The organism is Pseudomonas rhodesiae, from assembly GCF_013285305.1.
In the GTDB taxonomy this organism is placed as follows: Bacteria; Pseudomonadota; Gammaproteobacteria; order Pseudomonadales; family Pseudomonadaceae; genus Aquipseudomonas; species Aquipseudomonas rhodesiae.
Genome location: NZ_CP054205.1, coordinates 1,639,304 through 1,656,278 on the forward strand (window position 1 = coordinate 1,639,304; position 16,975 = coordinate 1,656,278).

Annotated in this window: 17 protein-coding genes; 2 read left to right on the top strand and 15 right to left on the bottom strand. The window is 62.2% G+C overall.

Annotation, left to right across the window (positions count from 1 at the left end):
- Positions 1-19: 19 nt before the first annotated feature.
- From pdeM to HRH33_RS07400, 14 genes are all read right to left on the bottom strand, one after another.
- A complete protein-coding gene (pdeM, locus tag HRH33_RS07335) occupies positions 20-670 on the bottom strand; it encodes a ligase-associated DNA damage response endonuclease PdeM (RefSeq protein ID WP_167416444.1) in 651 nt (216 codons plus the stop codon).
- Positions 670-3,150 carry a ligase-associated DNA damage response DEXH box helicase gene (locus HRH33_RS07340; protein WP_167416445.1) on the bottom strand — a complete coding sequence of 827 codons (2,481 nt, stop codon included), beginning with the start codon at positions 3,148-3,150 and terminating at the stop codon, positions 670-672. The genes pdeM and HRH33_RS07340 overlap by 1 nt, the downstream gene beginning before the upstream one ends.
- 57 nt (positions 3,151-3,207) lie before the next feature.
- Complete coding sequence (locus HRH33_RS07345) at positions 3,208-3,972, bottom strand: ABC transporter ATP-binding protein (RefSeq protein WP_012722621.1); 765 nt, start codon at positions 3,970-3,972, stop codon at positions 3,208-3,210.
- A gap of 13 nt (positions 3,973-3,985) precedes the next feature.
- Entirely contained in the window at positions 3,986-5,104 is a 1,119-nt protein-coding gene (locus HRH33_RS07350; RefSeq protein WP_167416446.1) for a succinylglutamate desuccinylase/aspartoacylase family protein, read from the bottom strand.
- 9 nt (positions 5,105-5,113) lie between these two features.
- Positions 5,114-5,824, bottom strand: coding sequence for an ABC transporter permease (locus HRH33_RS07355; protein ID WP_034096271.1), 711 nt, complete (start codon positions 5,822-5,824; stop codon positions 5,114-5,116).
- Positions 5,821-6,549 (bottom strand): ABC transporter permease, encoded by a 729-nt coding sequence (locus HRH33_RS07360; protein WP_167416447.1) that lies wholly within the window; start codon positions 6,547-6,549, stop codon positions 5,821-5,823. The genes HRH33_RS07355 and HRH33_RS07360 overlap by 4 nt, the downstream gene beginning before the upstream one ends.
- Before the next feature lie 58 nt (positions 6,550-6,607).
- The gene (locus HRH33_RS07365) at positions 6,608-7,387 is read right to left on the bottom strand and encodes a transporter substrate-binding domain-containing protein (protein ID WP_027604451.1); all 780 of its coding nucleotides are present in this window, start codon (positions 7,385-7,387) and stop codon (positions 6,608-6,610) included.
- A 202-nt stretch (positions 7,388-7,589) separates the two neighbouring features.
- Positions 7,590-9,224 carry an ATP-dependent DNA ligase gene (locus HRH33_RS07370; protein ID WP_167416448.1) on the bottom strand — a complete coding sequence of 545 codons (1,635 nt, stop codon included), beginning with the start codon at positions 9,222-9,224 and terminating at the stop codon, positions 7,590-7,592.
- Complete coding sequence (locus HRH33_RS07375; RefSeq protein ID WP_034137260.1) at positions 9,221-10,225, bottom strand: ligase-associated DNA damage response exonuclease; 1,005 nt, start codon at positions 10,223-10,225, stop codon at positions 9,221-9,223. The genes HRH33_RS07370 and HRH33_RS07375 overlap by 4 nt, the downstream gene beginning before the upstream one ends.
- 146 nt (positions 10,226-10,371) lie before the next feature.
- Positions 10,372-12,813: a penicillin acylase family protein gene (locus tag HRH33_RS07380; protein ID WP_167416449.1), complete on the bottom strand. Its 2,442-nt coding sequence runs from the start codon at positions 12,811-12,813 to the stop codon at positions 10,372-10,374.
- A gap of 162 nt (positions 12,814-12,975) precedes the next feature.
- A complete protein-coding gene (locus HRH33_RS07385; protein ID WP_003189235.1) occupies positions 12,976-13,176 on the bottom strand; it encodes an SEC-C metal-binding domain-containing protein in 201 nt (66 codons plus the stop codon).
- A complete protein-coding gene (locus HRH33_RS07390) occupies positions 13,173-13,655 on the bottom strand; it encodes an LEA/WHy family protein (RefSeq protein ID WP_034137263.1) in 483 nt (160 codons plus the stop codon). The genes HRH33_RS07385 and HRH33_RS07390 overlap by 4 nt, the downstream gene beginning before the upstream one ends.
- Positions 13,656-13,674: 19 nt before the next feature.
- The gene (locus HRH33_RS07395) at positions 13,675-14,145 is read right to left on the bottom strand and encodes a YchJ family protein (protein ID WP_034096780.1); all 471 of its coding nucleotides are present in this window, start codon (positions 14,143-14,145) and stop codon (positions 13,675-13,677) included.
- Between the two features lie 5 nt (positions 14,146-14,150).
- The gene (locus HRH33_RS07400) at positions 14,151-14,648 is read right to left on the bottom strand and encodes a DUF6231 family protein (protein WP_094064733.1); all 498 of its coding nucleotides are present in this window, start codon (positions 14,646-14,648) and stop codon (positions 14,151-14,153) included.
- Positions 14,649-14,838: 190 nt separating this feature from the next.
- Here HRH33_RS07400 and HRH33_RS07405 point away from each other — a divergent pair, with 190 nt between their 5' ends.
- Positions 14,839-15,534, top strand: a complete 696-nt coding sequence (locus HRH33_RS07405) for a PA1041 family peptidoglycan-binding anchor lipoprotein (RefSeq protein ID WP_094064732.1) — start codon at positions 14,839-14,841, stop codon at positions 15,532-15,534.
- A 147-nt stretch (positions 15,535-15,681) separates the two neighbouring features.
- Entirely contained in the window at positions 15,682-16,440 is a 759-nt protein-coding gene (locus HRH33_RS07410; RefSeq protein ID WP_094064731.1) for a hypothetical protein, read from the top strand.
- 38 nt (positions 16,441-16,478) lie between these two features.
- On the opposite strand, the gene HRH33_RS07415 is transcribed toward HRH33_RS07410, so the two are convergent.
- Positions 16,479-16,943, bottom strand: a complete 465-nt coding sequence (locus tag HRH33_RS07415; protein ID WP_167416450.1) for a CopD family protein — start codon at positions 16,941-16,943, stop codon at positions 16,479-16,481.
- Positions 16,944-16,975: the final 32 nt, after the last annotated feature.

The window sequence follows — 16,975 nt, forward strand, 5'->3', positions numbered from 1 at the left end:
CCTTTAGGGTTGGCCTGCATCATCTGACAGACCATACCTCCTGATCGCCAATCACCAGAATCCGGTGGTTGGCGTCCGGTTCCACCCTATAGCCCCCTGTAAACGCCCCGAACGCCGGTAGCAGGCTGACCCGCGGCCCGAGCTGAAAGCAGGGCAAGCGCAGGCTCTGGCGACCCTTGCCGCGCAAGCGATATACCGGATGCACATGACCTGCCAGTACATGGTGGCTGGGGTGAGCGTCCGGTTCGTGTTGCAGGGCAAACGGCCCCATCAGCAACGGTTCTGCTATCACGTCGATGCCGAGGTCGGCCGGCGGGTCACCCGCACGCTTATCGTGATTGCCGCGAATCAACGTCATGGGCAGCTCGCGACGCTGGGCGCGCCACGCTCGCAGGGCGCTCAGCGTGCCGCTGGCATGGGAGCCGGGGCCGTGCAGGAAATCGCCGAGGAAGATCACCTGCACGCAGTCGAATGTCTGCAGCAGTCGGTCCAGTCGCGCCAGGTTGTCGGTGGTGGTGCCTTGGGGAACCGGTTGCCCCAGGCTGCGATAGGCCGACGCTTTGCCAAAATGCGCGTCGGCGATCAGCAGGCAGTGGCGCGCTGGCCAGTAGATAGCTTTCTCCGCCAGCAGCCATAACGTTTCGCCTTCAAGCTGCACTTCGCAATACATCAAGTTTTCCCGTTATCCGCGACTTTTTCCAAATCCTTGACCATCCGCGCGATGCGCTCCGAGAGTTTTTCCGAACTCATGCTTTCGCGCATCCGCTCCACCAGTAGCGGAAAAGCCAGGGGTGTGGGCCGTTCGATTACGTGCAGGTCCAGTGTCAGGGTGGAAAGATGTCTCAACGCCGCTTCCAGGCGGCGGATGTCCAACTCGTCTCGCAATACTTCCTCGCCGGCCTGGGCCAGCAATAGGTTGTGCGGGTCATATTGCTTGAACACTTCAAAGAACAAGCCGCTGGAAGCCTGCACCTGCCGGGTGCTTTTCGGCGCGCCGGGGTAACCGGCGAACACCAGCCCGGCGATACGGGCGATCTCGCGGAAGCGGCGCAGGGCCAGTTCACCGGCGTTCAAGCTGGCCGCCACATCCTCCAGCAGGTTATCCGGGCTCAGCAGCTCAGAATTCAACAGTGCCGGCCAATCCACATGTGTAGCGCTGAGCAGTTCCAAGCCGTAGTCGTTGACCGCAATGGAGAAGGTGACGGGTTGCCCCTGGCTGACGCGCCAGGCCAGCAAACTGGCCAGGCCCAGATGCACTTGGCGCCCCGCGAACGGGTAGAGGAACAGGTGCCAACCCTCCCGTGACTTCAGCGCTTCGGCCAACAAATGTTCGCGTGTCGGCAGGCCCGACCAGCGCAACTGGGTCTGTAGCAACGGCTGCACGGCGCGCATTTCCGGGCCGTCGAAGTGGCCATGGGCGGCAGCATCGAAACGTTCCACCACGGCCTGGGCCAGTTCGTTGGAAAGCGGCATGCGCCCGCCATTCCAGCGCGGTACGGCGGCCTTTTTGGCGTTGCTGCGGCGTACATAGGCAGTCATGTTTTCCACCCGCACCAGCTCTAGCAAACGCCCGGCAAACAAGAAGCCATCCCCAGGTTTGAGCCGGGCGATAAAGCCTTCCTCGACGCTGCCCAGGTTCTTGCCGCCGCCGCCCTTGCTCCAGAATTTCAACTGAATGCTTGCATCGCTGACGATGGTGCCCACGCTCATGCGATGGCGCCTGGCCAAGCGTGCATCCGGTACACGCCAGATGCCGTGTTCGTCAGGCTCCACGCGGCGGTAGTCCGGATAGGCCGTCAGCGATAAGCCGCCGTGGCGCACAAAGCCCAGGGCCCAGGCCCAGTCGGCGTCAGTAAGGTCGCGATAGGCCCAGGCGCCGCGCACTTCCTCCAGCAACGACGCGGGCATAAAGCCACCGCCCAAGGCCATGCTTACCAGATGCTGTACGAGTACATCCAAGGGTTTGTAGGGCGATTCGCGGGCCTCGATGCGGCGCTCGGCGATCGCGTCCTGGGCCGCCGCCGCTTCAATCAGTTCCAGGCTGTGAGTCGGCACCAGCGTCACTCGGGACGGCCGCCCCGGGGCATGGCCGGACCGCCCGGCACGCTGCATCAGGCGCGCCACGCCTTTAGCCGAGCCGATCTGCAACACCCGCTCGACCGGCAGAAAATCCACCCCCAGGTCCAGGCTGGAGGTGCACACCACCGCTTTGAGCTGCCCGTCTTTGAGCGCCCGTTCGACCCAGTCGCGGGTCTCGCGGGACAGCGAACCGTGGTGCAAAGCAATCAGCCCGGCCCAATCCGGCCGCGCATCGAGCAGGGCCTGGTACCAGATTTCCGACTGTGCGCGGGTGTTGGTGAACACCAGGCAACTGCTGCTGGCATCCACCTCGGCCACCACCTGCGGCAGCATTTTCAATCCGATATGCCCAGCCCAGGGAAAGCGTTCGGACACTGGCGGCAGCAACGTGTCGACGTGCAGCGCCTTGGCCGTTTGCCCCTGCACATTGATCCCGCCGCCTTGTGGCACCAGTACTTCCAAGGCGTGGGATTGATTACCCAGCGTCGCGGAAATCCCCCACACCATTAAGTCAGGATGCCAACGGCGCAAGCGTGCCAAGGCCAGTTGCAACTGCACCCCGCGTTTGTTGCCGATCAGTTCGTGCCATTCATCCACTACCACCATGCGCACATGGGCCATGCTGGCTTCGCTGTCGGCGCGGGCCAGCATCAGGGTCAGGCTTTCCGGGGTGGTGACCAGTGTGGTCGGCTGGCGACGGGTTTGTCGGGCGCGCTCAGCGCTACTGGTGTCGCCGGTGCGCAGGCCGACAGTCCACGGGATTTGCAACGCCGCCAGCGGCGCTTCCAAGGCGCGCGCGGTGTCGGCGGCGAGGGCTCGCATCGGCGTAATCCACAACACCGTCAGCGGCTCGGCCGGTGGCTTGCGTTTGCCGGTGGCCAGCGGTCGCGTAATGGCGAAGCGATTGAGCGCGGCAAACCACAGTGCGTAAGTCTTGCCGGCGCCGGTGCTGGCATGCAGCAAGCCGGAATTTCCCTCCTTGACCGCCGTCCACACGGCTTTTTGGAAGGCGAAAGGTTTCCAGCCTTTGGCGGCGAACCATTGCCTGGCGAAGTCGTGGGGTTTTGCCATGCGGTGGCTGACGCTCTGGAGGGCTTATTCCACAGACCTTCCAGGCGTCACAAAGGTTTACTTCAAATTACCGCTCAAGAACTGTTGCAGACGCTCGCTCTTGGGGTTGCCCAGCACGTCTTCCGGCGCGCCTTGCTCCTCCACCAAGCCTTTGTGCAGAAACAGCACCTGGCTGGACACTTTGCGCGCGAAGCTCATTTCATGGGTGACCATGATCATGGTGCGGCCTTCCTCGGCCAGGCCCTGGATCACCTTCAGCACTTCGCCCACCAGTTCCGGGTCGAGGGCCGAGGTGGGTTCGTCGAACAGCATCACCTCCGGTTCCATCGCCAATGCGCGGGCGATGGCGACACGTTGTTGTTGACCGCCGGAAAGAAACGCCGGGTATTGATCGGCCACGCGGGCCGGCAGGCCGACTTTGTCCAGGTAGCGGCGGGCACGGTCTTCGGCGTCTTTTTTGCTGCAACCCAGCACCCGGCGCGGGGCCATGGTGATGTTCTCCAGCACGCTCATGTGGCTCCACAGGTTGAAGTGCTGGAACACCATCGCCAGCCGGGTGCGCAAGCGTTGCAGTTCGGCGTCGTCGGCCACGCGCATGCCGTGGCGGTCGCTGACCATGCGGATCGGCTGGCCGTCGAGGGTCATGGCGCCGTCGTTGGGGGTTTCCAGAAAGTTGATGCAGCGCAGGAAGGTGCTCTTGCCCGAGCCGCTGGCGCCGATCAGGCTGATCACGTCACCGGTCTTGGCCTTGAGCGAGACACCTTTGAGCACCTCATTGTCGCCATAGCTTTTATGCAGGCCTTCAACGGTCAATTTGTACATGGGGCGTGCATCCTCAAGGCGAAAGTAGATAGCCGCTGCGGTAGGCCTCGGTGCCTGCGACATGGCCGATGACCATCCCGGCAGTGGCCATGCGGCGCAGCGAACGGGCGTAAAGCAGGCCAGCCTTGCGGCAGTGCACGGGCGTTACGCGGTCGGTAATGGGGTCGATGATTTCGGCCAGCAATTGCCCGGCTTCCAGATATTCGCCGGGCAGGGCGGCGAACACCAGCAAGCCGCCCACTGGCGTGGCCACCGGTTCTACGCCTGCCAGTGGCGTGGCCGGGTAAGGCAGGTCGGGCAACGGCGAGGCCTGGCCGTTGATGGCACCGAAGCGGATCAGGTAATCGATGATCGCCTGGGCATCGAGGCTGGCCAGGCCGTGGTTGACGTCGCCCTGGCCGCGCAGTTCGACGGTCACCGCGATGCTGCCCATGGGGATCGGAAACCGCGCGCCGAAGCGCTGCTGCAACTGCCACCACACCAGGGTGAAGCATTCGTCGAACGACTGTCCGCCCGAATCCGTAGCCAGCAGGTTGGCTTCCGAGCCGAGGTAACGTGCCAACGCCTCCACCTGCGGCCAGGCTTGCGGCGTGGTGTACAGGTGCGCCACGGCTTCGAAGTCGCAGTGCAGGTCCAGCACCAGGTCGGCATCGCACGCCAGGCGTTGCAACACCAGGCGCTGGGATTGCAACTGGGTTGCGGCGCCTTGGTCGGCCAGGGCGGAGAGCAGCGCGGCACGGATCACTTGCACGTTGTGCTGCGGATCGTCGCCAAGCAAGGCTTCGACCTGATTGCCCACCTCATCACCGAGGTCGACAAACAGCCGATTGAAGTTCTGCCCGCTCTCCAGCTCGTAGCGGCCCAGCGGGGTGTCCATCAACACCTGTTCCAGGCCCGCTGGGTTGGCGACCGGCACCAACACGATTTCGCTGCGCAGGCGCCCGGCGGCGGCCAGCTCGGCCAGGCGCGCCTTTAAATGCCAGGCCACCAGCATGCCCGGCAACTCGTCGGCATGCAGCGACGCTTGGACGTAGACCTTGCCTTCGGTGTGTTCCGGGCCGAAGTGAAAACTGTGAATCTGCCGCGCCGTGCCGGGCAGCGGCGCGATCAGTTCGTGAATCCGATGACGCATGAAGGCTCCTTAGTGGCTGGGGCCGAGAAAGGCCAGCCAGCGCCGCTCCGCCAGGCGAAACAGACCGACCAGGGCAAAGGTCACGGTCAGGTAGATCAGCGCGGCGATGCCGAATGATTGAAACGTCATAAAGGTCGCCGAGTTGGCGTCCCGGGCCACTTTGAGGATGTCGGGAATCGTCGCAGTGAAAGCCACGGTGGTCGAGTGCAGCATCAGGATCACTTCGTTGCTGTAGTACGGCAGCGAACGACGTAGCGCCGACGGCATGATCACGTACGCGTAGAGCTTCCAACCGCTGAGCCCATAGGCCTTGGCCGCTTCGACCTCGCCGTGGGCCATGCTGCGGATCGCCCCAGCGAAAATTTCCGTGGTGTAGGCGCAAGTGTTGAGGGCGAAGGCCAGGATGGTGCAGTTCATCGCATCGCGGAAAAACGCATCCAGCACTGGCTGCGCGCGCACGGCGGCAATGCTGTAGATGCCGGTGTAGCAGATCAGCAACTGGATATAGAGCGGCGTACCGCGAAACAGGTAGGTGTAGAACTGCACCGGCCAACGTACCAGCGGGTTGCGCGAGACGCGGGCGATGGACAGCGGGATCGACACCAGAAACCCAATCACCAGTGAAGCGCTGAGCAGCCACATGGTCATCGCCAGGCCGGTGATGTGCTGGCCGTCGCTGTAGAGAAACGGGCGCCAGTATTCCTGCAAGAGTTCGATCATCGCACGGCCTCCCGGGCGCCAGCGGAGTAGCGGCGTTCAAGACGGCGCAGGACAAAGTTGGAGGTACTGGTGATCAGCAGGTAGATCAACGCGGCCAGTACCAGGAAGTAGAACAGTTGATAGGTGCTCTTGCCGGCATCCTGCGCGGCCTTGACCAGGTCCGCCAGGCCGATGATCGACACCAGCGCGGTGGCCTTGAGCATCACCATCCAGTTATTGCCGATGCCCGGCAGGGCAAAGCGCATCATCTGCGGGAAGGTCACGTAGCGAAACCGCTGGCCGCGCTTGAGCCCGTAAGCAGTGGCGGCTTCCAGTTGGCCGCGGGGCACGGCGAGGATCGCGCCGCGGAAAGTCTCGGTGAAGTAAGCACCGTAGATAAAGCCCAGGGTGATCACCCCGGCGCTGAATGGGTCGATCTCGATGTATTCCCATTCCATAAAGTCGGTCAGGCCGGTGAGCCAGGTTTGCAGGCTATAGAAAATCAGCAGCATCAGCACCAGGTCGGGGACGCCACGAATCAGGGTGGTATAGAGCTGCGCGGGGATGCGCAAAAAGGGCAGGCTGGACAGTTTGGCGCTGGCGCCGAGCAAACCCAGCAACACGCTGACGGCCAGGGACAGTACCGATAACTTGATGGTCATCCAGGTGCCTTGCAGCAATAGCGGGCCGAAACCCTTCAGGCTGAGTGCGCTCAGCCCGAGGGTTTGCAACAGTTCTTCGAACATAAATCGGGACCTATGGCGATAAAAAAGCGCCCCTGCAAACACAGGGGCGCCCCAGGCATTATTTGCCGCTGTACAGGTTCAGATCGCCAAAGTGTTTCTTCTGGATGGTGGCGTAGGTGCCATCATCGTGTAACGCTTTGATACCTTTATCCAAAAGGGCCTTCAGCTCAGTGTTACCTTTTTTGATACCGATGGCGGTTTTGGACGGCAGCAGAGGGTCGTCGATGGCCGCGCTGACTTCATAGCCGGCGCCGGCTGGCGACTTCAAAAAGCCCAGTTCGGCTTGCAGCATGTCTTGCACCGAAGCGTCGAGACGGCCGGAAGTCAGGTCGGCATACACTTGGTCCTGGTTAGCGTAGGCCTTGGTGGTCACACCGGCTTTATCCAGTACCGCCTTGGCGTAGGCTTCCTGAATGGTGCCTTGTTCATAGCCTACCGATTTGCCCTTGAGGGATTCCGGCGTCGAGTAGCCCGCGCCTTTCTTGAATACCAGTGAGGTTGGGCCGGAGAACAGTTCGCTGGAGAAGTCGATGGCTTTCTCACGCACCGGGGTCACGGTCATGGACGAAATCACGCCGTCGAACTTATTGGCTTTCAGGCCCGGAATCATGCCGTCGAAATCACTTTCGACCCATTTGCACTTGACCTTCAGCTCGGCACAGATGGCATTGCCCAGGTCGATATCGAAGCCCACCAGGCTGCCGTCGGCTGCCTTGGATTCGAACGGTGCGTAGGACGGGTCGACACCAAAACGCAATTCCTTGTATTCCTTGGCCAACGCGGTACCGGCGGCCATGCACAGAGCCAGTGCAGAAAGGGTCAGCAATGCTTTTTTCATTATGTAATCCCTTGAAACCAAGATAAGCGCTTGTGGCGCGATTAGGACTGTTACTGAACGGTGTCAGACGGATCCCAAGTAGCAATTTCTGCACCATAGTTCCGAATGAGCGTTTTAAAAGGCAAGAAGGTGGCGTTGTGAGTGTAGGAGATGCCCAAAAATGGGCATCGATTTTTCAATGCACCATTTTGGGTGGCGGGGCTCAGGTCAGCAGGTCTTGCAAGGTGCCGAGGTTGTCGGCGTCTTCCACGTGTTTATCCTGGCGCCAACGCAGCATCCGCGGAAACCGCACCGCAATTCCGCTTTTGTGGCGTTTGGACAGCGCGATGCCCTCGAAGCCCAGCTCGAACACCATGCTCGGCGTGACGCTGCTGACCGGGCCGAATTTTTCCACGGTGGTCTTGCGCACAATGGCGTCGACTTTGCGCATTTCTTCATCGGTCAGCCCGGAATAGGCTTTGGCAAACGGCACCAGGGTGCGCTCGCTGCCCGGCGGCCCATCCCACACCGCAAAGGTGTAGTCGCTGTAGAGGCTGGCGCGTCGGCCGTGGCCGCGCTGGGCGTAGATCAATACCGCGTCGACGCTGAACGGATCGACCTTCCACTTCCACCACACGCCCATGTCTTTGGTGCGGCCCACGCCGTAGAGGCCGTCGCGCGCCTTGAGCATCATGCCTTCCACCCCCAGTTTGCGGGAGTCTTCACGTTGCCGGGCCAAGTCCTGCCAAGTACTGCCCGTCAACAGCGGCGAGGGCAGTAGCACCGGTTGGTTGCACTGTGCGATTACCTGCTCCAACTGTGCGCGGCGTTCGGCTTGGGAATGGTTGCGCCAATCGTCGCCCTGGTGCTCCAGCAGGTCATAGGCGAGCACTGCCACTGGCGCGTCCTCCAGGACTTTTTTGCTCAAGGTCTTGCGACCGATCCGCTGTTGCAGCAGGGAGAAGGGTTGTACCGCGTCCTTCCACACCACGATCTCACCGTCGATCACCGTGCCATCTGGCAGACCACTGACCAGCGCATGCAGCTCCGGAAAACGCTCGGTCACCAGTTCCTCACCGCGGGACCAGACCCACAGGCGCCCCTCGCGCTTGACCACTTGCGCGCGAATGCCGTCCCACTTCCATTCCACCTGCCAGTCGGCGGGGGAGCCCAGCAAGGCGTCGAACTGCTCCACCGGTTGCGCTAGGCCATGGGCCAGAAAAAACGGATACGGTTGCCCGCCACGCTGCGCATGTTCGTCGGACGATTCGGCGGCGATCAGCTTCAAATAACCCTCGGCTGTAGGACGGTTGGACAAGTCGGTGTAACCCACCAACCGCTGCGCCACCCGTTTGCTGTCCAACTCGGCCATCGCGGCCAGGGCGCGGGTGACCAGCAGTTTCGAAACGCCCACGCGGAAACTGCCGGTGATCAGCTTGATACATACCATCAAACTCGGTTGATCCAGTTGCGCCCACAGCGCCGGCAAGCGTTCGGCCAGTTCCGTCGGGGGCAGGCCGCGCAAGGGCAGCAGTTTTTCTTCCAGCCACACCGCCAGGCCGTCCTCGGAGGTGTAGGTCGATTCTGGCAACAGCAGGGAAATTGTCTCGGCCAGGTCGCCTACCGACTGGTAACTTTCTTCAAACAGCCAGGGTTCGATGCCCGAAGCCTCAGTGGCCATGTCGCGTAGCAGCCGCGTCGGCACCAACTGCCGTGGGCGCCCACCGGAAAGGAAATACACCGCCCACGCGGCGTCGGCTGGCGGCGCCTGGCGGAAATAGCCCTGCAAGGCGGCGAGCTTGGCGTTGCTGGAGGTGGTGGCGTCGAGGTTGGCGTACAACTCGGCGAAGGCCTTCATGCCGTGACCTCTTCTTCGTCGTCCCCGTATTCGGTGGTGAACCCTTGGGCATCCAGGCCTTTTTCGCGCAGGTGACGCACCAACACGCCGACCGAACCGTGGGTGACCATCACCCGTTCGGCCCCGGTTTGCTCGATGGCCCACAACAAGCCGGGCCAGTCGGCATGGTCCGACAGCACAAAACCGCGGTCCACCCCACGCCGCCGACGGGTGCCGCGCAGGCGCATCCAACCGCTGGCAAAGGCATCGCTGTAGTCGCCGAAGCGGCGTATCCAGGTGCTACCGCCGGCGGAGGGCGGCGCGATGATCAGCGCCTGGCGCAGCAACGGGTCGTTTTTCTTGAAATCGCCGGCGTATAGCGTCTCCGGGATATAGATGCCGGCGTCGCGATACACCCGGTTCAATGGCTCGACCGCGCCGTGGCTGAGGATCGGGCCGATGCTGGCGTCGATACCATGCAGGATGCGCTGGGCTTTGCCGAAGGAGTAACAAAACAGCACGCTGGCCTTGCCGTTGGCGATATTCCCACGCCACCACTCATTGATTCCCGCAAAGATCTGCGCCTGGGGCTGCCAGCGGTAGATCGGCAGGCCGAAGGTGGATTCGGTGATAAAGGTATGGCATCGCACCGGTTCGAACGGCGCGCAGGTGCCGTCGGGTTCGACTTTGTAGTCACCAGAGGCTACCCACACTTCACCCTGGTATTCGAGGCGTACCTGGGCGGAACCGAGCACATGTCCGGCGGGATGGAAACTCAGGGTCACGCCGTGGTGCACCAGGCGTTCGCCGTAGGGCAGGGTCTGCAGGTTGATGTCCTGGCCCAGGCGCGAACGCAGGATGCCTTCGCCGGGCGCTGCCGCAAGGTAATGGGTGTTGCCGGTGCGGGCGTGATCGCCGTGGGCGTGGGTGATAACCGACCGTTCCACCGGGCGCCAGGGGTCAATGTAGAAATCTCCGGCGGGGCAATAAAGGCCTTCCGGGCGGGCGATGACAAGGTCCATGGGGTGACCGGGGAGGTGGGCTTGTTACTTATGAGGCAGGGGCGAACGCAGAAGTTCTATCTGAGTGCATGGGACGTTCGACACTGAGCAGGCTTGCTGGGGTGAGCAGCCTCACCACAACAAGCCCCTTTTGCATTTTGCAGCGTTTACTTGCCTGGGGTGAGGGTCAGGCGAGTCTTGCCGTACACCTTGTCGAAGTTCTGTGGTTGCATCGGGAAACTCAGGTATTGCGCCTTGAGCGCCGCGTCAATGCCATTGGCGTAGTGCGGGCTGACCGGGTTGCCGGATTGGCCGATGCCGCCTTGGCCCATCATCGGTTCCGCCTGGCCGAAGTCGACGATCATGCGCAGCGCCGGTACCTGGGTGGTGTTGAAATCCTGGCCCCAGCTGTAGGGCGCCGGGTTCAAGGTGTTGTGATCGCCGCCACTGGCCAGCGGCCCACGGATCACTTGGCCCTGGGCGTTTTTCCAGGTGGTGCTGTGCAATTTGCCCCACTGCCAGGCCTTGTGGTCCGCACCCAGTTGGCTGTCGCCGGCGGTGATGGCGGCCGCCAGGCTGCGCGCGAGGATCGCCGGTTTGTCTTCTTTCTGCGCCGTGCGCACATCGTCCCAGAATGGGCTGTCTTCACGGCCCAGCAGGTGGTCGGCCTGGGCGGCGTAGGACAAGCGTGCGTTGCTCACAAAGGCTTTCCAGCTGGCGCTGGTTTCCGGGCCGAGTTCGTCGAGGAAGATCTGCCGCGTACTTTCCTGTAGGAACAGTTCATAGAGCGCAGCATCGGCGGAGGTCGATACCAGGCGACCATCGAAGGCCATCAGGCGGGTCAGGGCTTCGCGGGCCTTGGCCTGCTCGGCAGCGGGTAACGCCTCGATCGCCTGCTTGAGCGGCTGAGCCATGCCTGGCGCCTGGAACATGCTCTTGAGTTTGGCGGCGAAGGGGGTGGTTTGGTCGTACTGCATGGCGATCAGGCTGCGACTGTCATGCTTGCCGGCATTGGCCAATTGCGCCAGGCGTTCGCTGCGCTCAGGGGCATCCCAGGTGTTGGACAATTGCATGCCATAGCCGCGCGGTGCAGTGCGCTGGTTGGCGGTGCCGATCCAGCCTTGGGCCGGGTCCTGGTCATAGGGGTGCAGCATGGCATCGGCGTAGCCGTCCCAGTCGAAGCGCCCATCCCAGCCCGGCGACGGCAGTAGCCCTTCACCTTCGCGGCGATTGGGGAAGCGACCGGTGACCTGCCAGCCGATATTGCTGGCGTCGGCGAAGATCATGTTCAAGGCGATTGCGCGGATTTCCCGGGTGGCGTCCGAGGCTTTGCCGGCATTCTGCGCGCGCGACAGGTCGAAGAAGGCGTCCAGGCTCTTGTCGTCTTTGAAGTCGGCGCTTTGCAAGGCCAAGCCCAAACCGCTGGTCAAGGCCTGGCTGCTATTGAGCAGGGCACCGTGGCGGGTTTCGTAGACGACTTCGCGGATCGAGCGTTGGCCCTTGATGAAGAAGGTTTCGTTACGCACGCCGGCAGGTAGCCATTTCCCGTTGTTTTCGTAGTAAAGCGCGCTGCCCTGGCGTTTAACCTTTTCCAGGAACAGGTCCTGGGTGTCGCCCTTGACCGCACTCATGCTCCACGCCACCTTGCCGTTGAACCCGGACAGCAACGTAGGCAGGCCGGCAATCGAGACGCCCACTGCCTGGTACTTAGGTGCGCGGATCTGCACGTAGCTCCATGGCGACGGTGCCTGTGGCTGCGCCGCCAAGTCGTTGGCCAGCAGGCTTTTGCCGGCGCGGCTGCGTTGCGGACCGATGGCCCAGTTGCTTGAAGTGGTGACCGCCAGTGCATTGAGGCTGCTCAACTGCTGACTGACCGCATCCAGCCCCGCCAGACCGGTGATCTGGCCCAGGTTGATGCCCTTGAGTTTGTCGGCTTCGGCCAGCGGGATCGGCTCGTCGGGCGCGCTTGGCGTGAGCCAGGCAAGTTTATCGACGCCGACTTTTTGCCCCAGCACCAAGGAGCCCAGTTCTTCCTGCAGGTTGGCCGATTCACTGAAATTGAGCAGGCAGAACAGCAGCGCGGAATCTTCCGGTTTCCAGTACTCGGGCTTGTAGCCGGTGTGGGCCAGGTCCGGCGGCAGCTTGTCGCGATAACGGAACAGATAGGCGTTGACGCCGCGGGCGTACACCTCGAAGAAGCGCTTGAGGCGCGGCGATGAGGCGTTATACAACTCGCCGGCGCTTTTTTTCAGGTTGACCGCTCGCATAAAGCGGTCGACGTCCAGCACCTCAGGCCCCGACATTTCCGCCAGACGGCCCTGGGCCAGCAGGCGCAGGGTGACCATCTGCTGGATGCGGTCGCTGGCATGCACGTAACCGAGGCTGAACAGCGCATCGTGGAAGGTGTTGCTTTCGATCAGCGGCATACCTTGGGCATTGCGGCGCACCGACACATTCTGCGCCAGGCCCTTGATGGGCTGCACGCCGGCCACCGGCGGCAAGGTGTCTTGGGTGCTTTGGAGCTGGCAACCGGCCAGGCTCAATGCACTGGCAACTGCCGCGGCAACGCCGAACCGGGGAAGAAAATGTGAGAGGGCTGGCGAGGCCATGGCAAAGCTCCTGCGGGGGGTAGCGTCAGTAAAGGCGCTACGTTAGTGAGCGCGGTGAAACGACGCAAGCAGGAGTTGTGTAATTGCGTAAGCTTGGGGCAAAACAGTGTGGGAGGCGCTGGGCGTCCTCCCACAGGGTCAAGCGAATGTCATGCGTCGCGATCAGGCGCCGTGGCACTTCTTGAATTTTTTCTCGCTGCCGCACGGGCAAGGATCGTTGCGACCAACGTCCTTCAGGGCATTGCGCACCGGCTCTTGGTGAGCGTGGCCGCAGTTCGGGCCGTGGACATGGCCGTGGTCGTGATCATGGTGATCGTGATCGTGGTTGCAGTCAGGACCATGGACATGGGGTTGCTGAGTCATTGATGTCGCTCCGGAATAAAATCGCCGGGGATTATCTCGCCATTGTGGTTCACCTGCACGTCATAACCGATGAATAATCCGGTTTTCAGTTCGCCTTCGAGGCGGTAGGGCACCGGTCTGTCCGGGTTTTTCAGCATCTGCACCACATCGCGGATCTGCGGCCAGAGGTTGGTGCGCACCGTGACTTTGAACACCGCATGGCTGCGCGGCGGCACCGTCAACCATTCATTGGATTCGCCCTCGGTCAACACAAAATCACCCAAGGTCACCTTGTAGATCAGGCCGCGCACGGTCAGGTCGTCGTCATCGCGGTTGTCCACGCGAAAGAACAGTTTGAATTTCTGCTCAAGCAGTTTGGCGCGCACCACCTCCACCTTCACCAGGGAAACATGAGGCGCTGGCGAATCGTCTTCGAACCACGATGCGCAACCGCTCAGGCCGAGGGTCAACGCCAGCATCAAGCTGTATATCCGGAGCATGGCGTCAGTCCTGTAAGGGTTAGAGGTAGCTGGAACAACACTTCTTGAATTTCTGCCCGCTGCCGCACAGGCAGGCATCGTTGCGACTGGCTTTGATTTGCACCGTAGGATCGATGAAGTACCAGCGCCCGTCATTCTGTACGAAAGAAGACTGCTCGCGGTGGCTATGTTCGCCGGTGCTGTCGTGCCAGCGTGCGGTAAAGGTCACGAACGCGTGTTCCGGCTGGCCGCCGAACACTTCGGAGCTTTCCACTTCGAGACCCAACCAGGTGCTTTGGGCGCTCCACGCGGCGATGGCTTCGCGGTCCAGGCCGGCCTGTTGCGCAGGCAGAGTGGTGGCCACCAGATAGTCCACCAGGCCCAGGACGTAGGCGCTGTAGCGCGAACGCATCAACGCGCTGGCGCAAGGTGCCGGGTGGCCGGCGTGATAATGGCCGCAGCAGGCATCCAGCAGGTTGCCGCTACCGCAGGGGCAAATGGATGTACTCATCGGGATCACCACCAATACTTTCCGAAATTTTCCGGGTTGGCCCAGAACCGGGCATTGAGCCAGTCGGGCACCTGTTTATAGTCAAGCAGATCGTAGGTGAACAGGGTCAACACCTGCTCGTCGCGCTGGAAACGCTCGCCGGCCTGTAGTGCCAGGGAGAAGAAGTCAGTGTCCTTCCAGTCGCAGGCGGCCAGGTCCACCAGCACGGCGATGCGGCTGGCATTGAGGTTGCGGATGCCGCCGAGCAGGGTCAGCCCTTGCGGTTTTGACAGGTGCTCCAGGCAATCGACCACCAGCGCCAGGTCAAAACGCTGGGCGGCCAGGTCTGCGGGCAGCGCGCCGGGCGCGGCGAAAGACACCTGGCTCCGCGGATGCGCCTTTTCAAAAGCGTCCAGTGCCGGGAACCGGCTGGCGCCCAGCACCAGCAGGCGTTGGGGCGAGTGCAGGTCGAGCAAGGCAGCCAGGGCTTGCTGGGGTGTACGGGCAGAATTACCAGCGGTCATCACAGATCCTCACATCAGAACCCTAGAGACTAGCGCGGCTGAACGTGCGGGCCTAGAGCGGGTGGTGGAGAAAAGTCCCGGCTGAGCCCTCATCCTTAATAAATACGGGGGTGTGACGCAGTGGCGCAGTTGAAAAGAGCGGTCTTAACTGCATCCATCGGCCTTCGCCGATCCCCTCAGGAGAAATCAGATGAGCATCATGCGGACAGCTCTACCCTTGGTTCTGCTAACCGGAGTATTGACAGGTTGCGCAGGCTTGCAAAAAACCGACTGGCCCACCTGTGCCGCCGTAGGCGGTGTGACAGGCGCGGCGTTGGGCGCCACCGAAAGTTCGTCATGGGCCGGCGGCGGTGCGTTGCTGGTCGGTGGTCTGGCCGGCGCCTATTGCTGGGTGCATGGCGATGGCGACGAGGATGGCGACGGCGTGCCGGACAGCCGCGACAAGTGCCCCGGCACCCCTAAAGGCGTGCCGGTCGATGCCAATGGCTGCCCGCCCGCGCCGCAAGCAGCAGTGGTCGAGGAAGTGGTGGTGGTCAAGGAAGAAACCATCGTGATTCGCGACGTACACTTCCAATTCGATTCGGCCAAGTTGACGGCAGCGGATAAAACCAAGCTCGACACCATTGCCACGCGCCTTAAACAGGAAGCACCGAACGCCCAGTTGCGTGTCAGCGGGCACACCGACAGTGTCGGTAAAGATGCCTACAACCAGAAACTCTCGGAAAAACGCGCCCATTCGGTCACCGAATACCTGATCAGTGCCGGCGTGCCGCGCAGCAGTTTTGTCTCGGTCACCGGGGCAGGCGAGAGCCATCCAGTCGCCGACAATAAAACGGCCGAAGGTCGTGCGCTGAATCGCCGTACGGAAATCCAAATCAACCGCTGACAGCCCTTGCCCCTGTGGGACCCACAGGGGCATTGCCGATCTGCATCGCTGCGTTCTCAAGTTTTTTGATCCTTCACTGGCAAAGCGCCGGTAGAAGTCGTTACTGTGCGTCCAAAGAAAAATTTGAAAACACTCAGGAGCCCCATGATGCGTAAGGTTTTTCTGTTGGCCCTGTTGGTCAGCCCCATTGCCGTGGCCCAGAGCGTCAGTGTGGAAACCAACTCACTGATGCGCCTGCCCAGCAGTACCAGTGTGTTGCAGTTGGAGCGCCTGGACGTGGCGGACTACGGCACCTTGCTGGTTCCGGCCACCATCAGCCAGGTCAGCGTGGACGAGCTGCACCTGGGCCGCGACGCGCGTATTGCCATTGTGCCCGGCAACACCGCGCTGCAATTGCAGGTGCGCCATGCGCAATTGGATCACGGCAGTCAGATCACCTCGCGCGGCGCTCCCGGCACTCACGAAAAACCTGCTAAGCCCGGACGTGACCTGAATTTGCGCATCAATGCCCTGACGGCTGAAGAACTCTCGGTGGATGCCCGTGGCGGTGCCGGAGCCCAAGGCTACGCCGGTCTGGATGGTGCCAACGGCGAAGACCCCGGCTGCACCTGGGGCGCGGCTGGGCGCGGCGCCAATGGCGATAACGGCGGCGATGGCTTGCCAGGCGCGTCGGGTGCGCAGGTGCGAGTGCAGTTGCCGAAAGACTTTCCGGCCCAGCAGATCAAGGTGTGGGTCGATGGCGGCCCGGGCGGCCTGGCGGGCACGGCAGGCAAACCGGGTAAGGGCGGGCAATCCAAGGGCTGTTTGGTGTACCGCGCCGATGGCGGCGAAAAAGGCCGCCCAGGCTTGGAAGGGCAGCCAGGGCCGGCCGGGCCGGCGGGTGCCGTCACTATTGAACGGCTCTGACGTGCCCCCACCTCAATCGGCAAGCCCAGGCTTGCCGTTTAGAACATCGGTCGCGCCGAAGCAATCGCCACCACCACCAGCCCCACGATCAAGTTGATCCCCACCAATGTGCGAATCTGCCCCAGGGCCGTGGCGCCCGCCGGCCAGTCCTCGGCCGTCACCGCCGTGCGCAGCGCCGGGAATTTCAACGCCTGGATGCGGATAAACAATGCGGTCATCACCAGATACAGGCCCATCATCACCTGCACATAACGTGGCGCGGTTTCAAACCCATTGAAGCGCAGATGCAACAGGCCGACACCGCTGATCGGCAAAATCAGCACCGCCACCCAGACCCACACGAAAAAACGTTGAAACACATTCGCCCACAACTTGAGCCGGGCAGGGCCTTCAAGTGCCGCCACAGCGGCGGGGCGCAGGATCATCCAGGCGAAAAACATACCGCCGACCCACACCAGGGCGGCCAGGACATGCAAGGTGTAAGCGAGGCTAAAGACGGTCATTGCGGTACTCCGTTCTGCGCGGGATTAATTAG

Bases quoted from the DNA above. Each gene is read 5' to 3' on its own strand.
- pdeM (WP_167416444.1), bottom strand. From the start codon at position 670: ATGTATTGCGAAGTGCAGCTTGAAGGCGAAACGTTATGGCTGCTGGCG.
- HRH33_RS07415 (WP_167416450.1), bottom strand. From the start codon at position 16,943: ATGACCGTCTTTAGCCTCGCTTACACCTTGCATGTCCTGGCCGCCCTG.
- HRH33_RS07340 (WP_167416445.1), bottom strand. From the start codon at position 3,150: ATGGCAAAACCCCACGACTTCGCCAGGCAATGGTTCGCCGCCAAAGGC.
- HRH33_RS07390 (WP_034137263.1), bottom strand. From the start codon at position 13,655: ATGCTCCGGATATACAGCTTGATGCTGGCGTTGACCCTCGGCCTGAGC.
- HRH33_RS07370 (WP_167416448.1), bottom strand. From the start codon at position 9,224: ATGAAGGCCTTCGCCGAGTTGTACGCCAACCTCGACGCCACCACCTCC.
- HRH33_RS07385 (WP_003189235.1), bottom strand. From the start codon at position 13,176: ATGACTCAGCAACCCCATGTCCATGGTCCTGACTGCAACCACGATCAC.
- HRH33_RS07350 (WP_167416446.1), bottom strand. From the start codon at position 5,104: ATGCGTCATCGGATTCACGAACTGATCGCGCCGCTGCCCGGCACGGCG.
- HRH33_RS07345 (WP_012722621.1), bottom strand. From the start codon at position 3,972: ATGTACAAATTGACCGTTGAAGGCCTGCATAAAAGCTATGGCGACAAT.
- HRH33_RS07395 (WP_034096780.1), bottom strand. From the start codon at position 14,145: ATGAGTACATCCATTTGCCCCTGCGGTAGCGGCAACCTGCTGGATGCC.
- HRH33_RS07400 (WP_094064733.1), bottom strand. From the start codon at position 14,648: ATGACCGCTGGTAATTCTGCCCGTACACCCCAGCAAGCCCTGGCTGCC.
- HRH33_RS07365 (WP_027604451.1), bottom strand. From the start codon at position 7,387: ATGAAAAAAGCATTGCTGACCCTTTCTGCACTGGCTCTGTGCATGGCC.
- HRH33_RS07360 (WP_167416447.1), bottom strand. From the start codon at position 6,549: ATGTTCGAAGAACTGTTGCAAACCCTCGGGCTGAGCGCACTCAGCCTG.
- HRH33_RS07375 (WP_034137260.1), bottom strand. From the start codon at position 10,225: ATGGACCTTGTCATCGCCCGCCCGGAAGGCCTTTATTGCCCCGCCGGA.
- HRH33_RS07410 (WP_094064731.1), top strand. From the start codon at position 15,682: ATGCGTAAGGTTTTTCTGTTGGCCCTGTTGGTCAGCCCCATTGCCGTG.
- HRH33_RS07355 (WP_034096271.1), bottom strand. From the start codon at position 5,824: ATGATCGAACTCTTGCAGGAATACTGGCGCCCGTTTCTCTACAGCGAC.
- HRH33_RS07380 (WP_167416449.1), bottom strand. From the start codon at position 12,813: ATGGCCTCGCCAGCCCTCTCACATTTTCTTCCCCGGTTCGGCGTTGCC.
- HRH33_RS07405 (WP_094064732.1), top strand. From the start codon at position 14,839: ATGAGCATCATGCGGACAGCTCTACCCTTGGTTCTGCTAACCGGAGTA.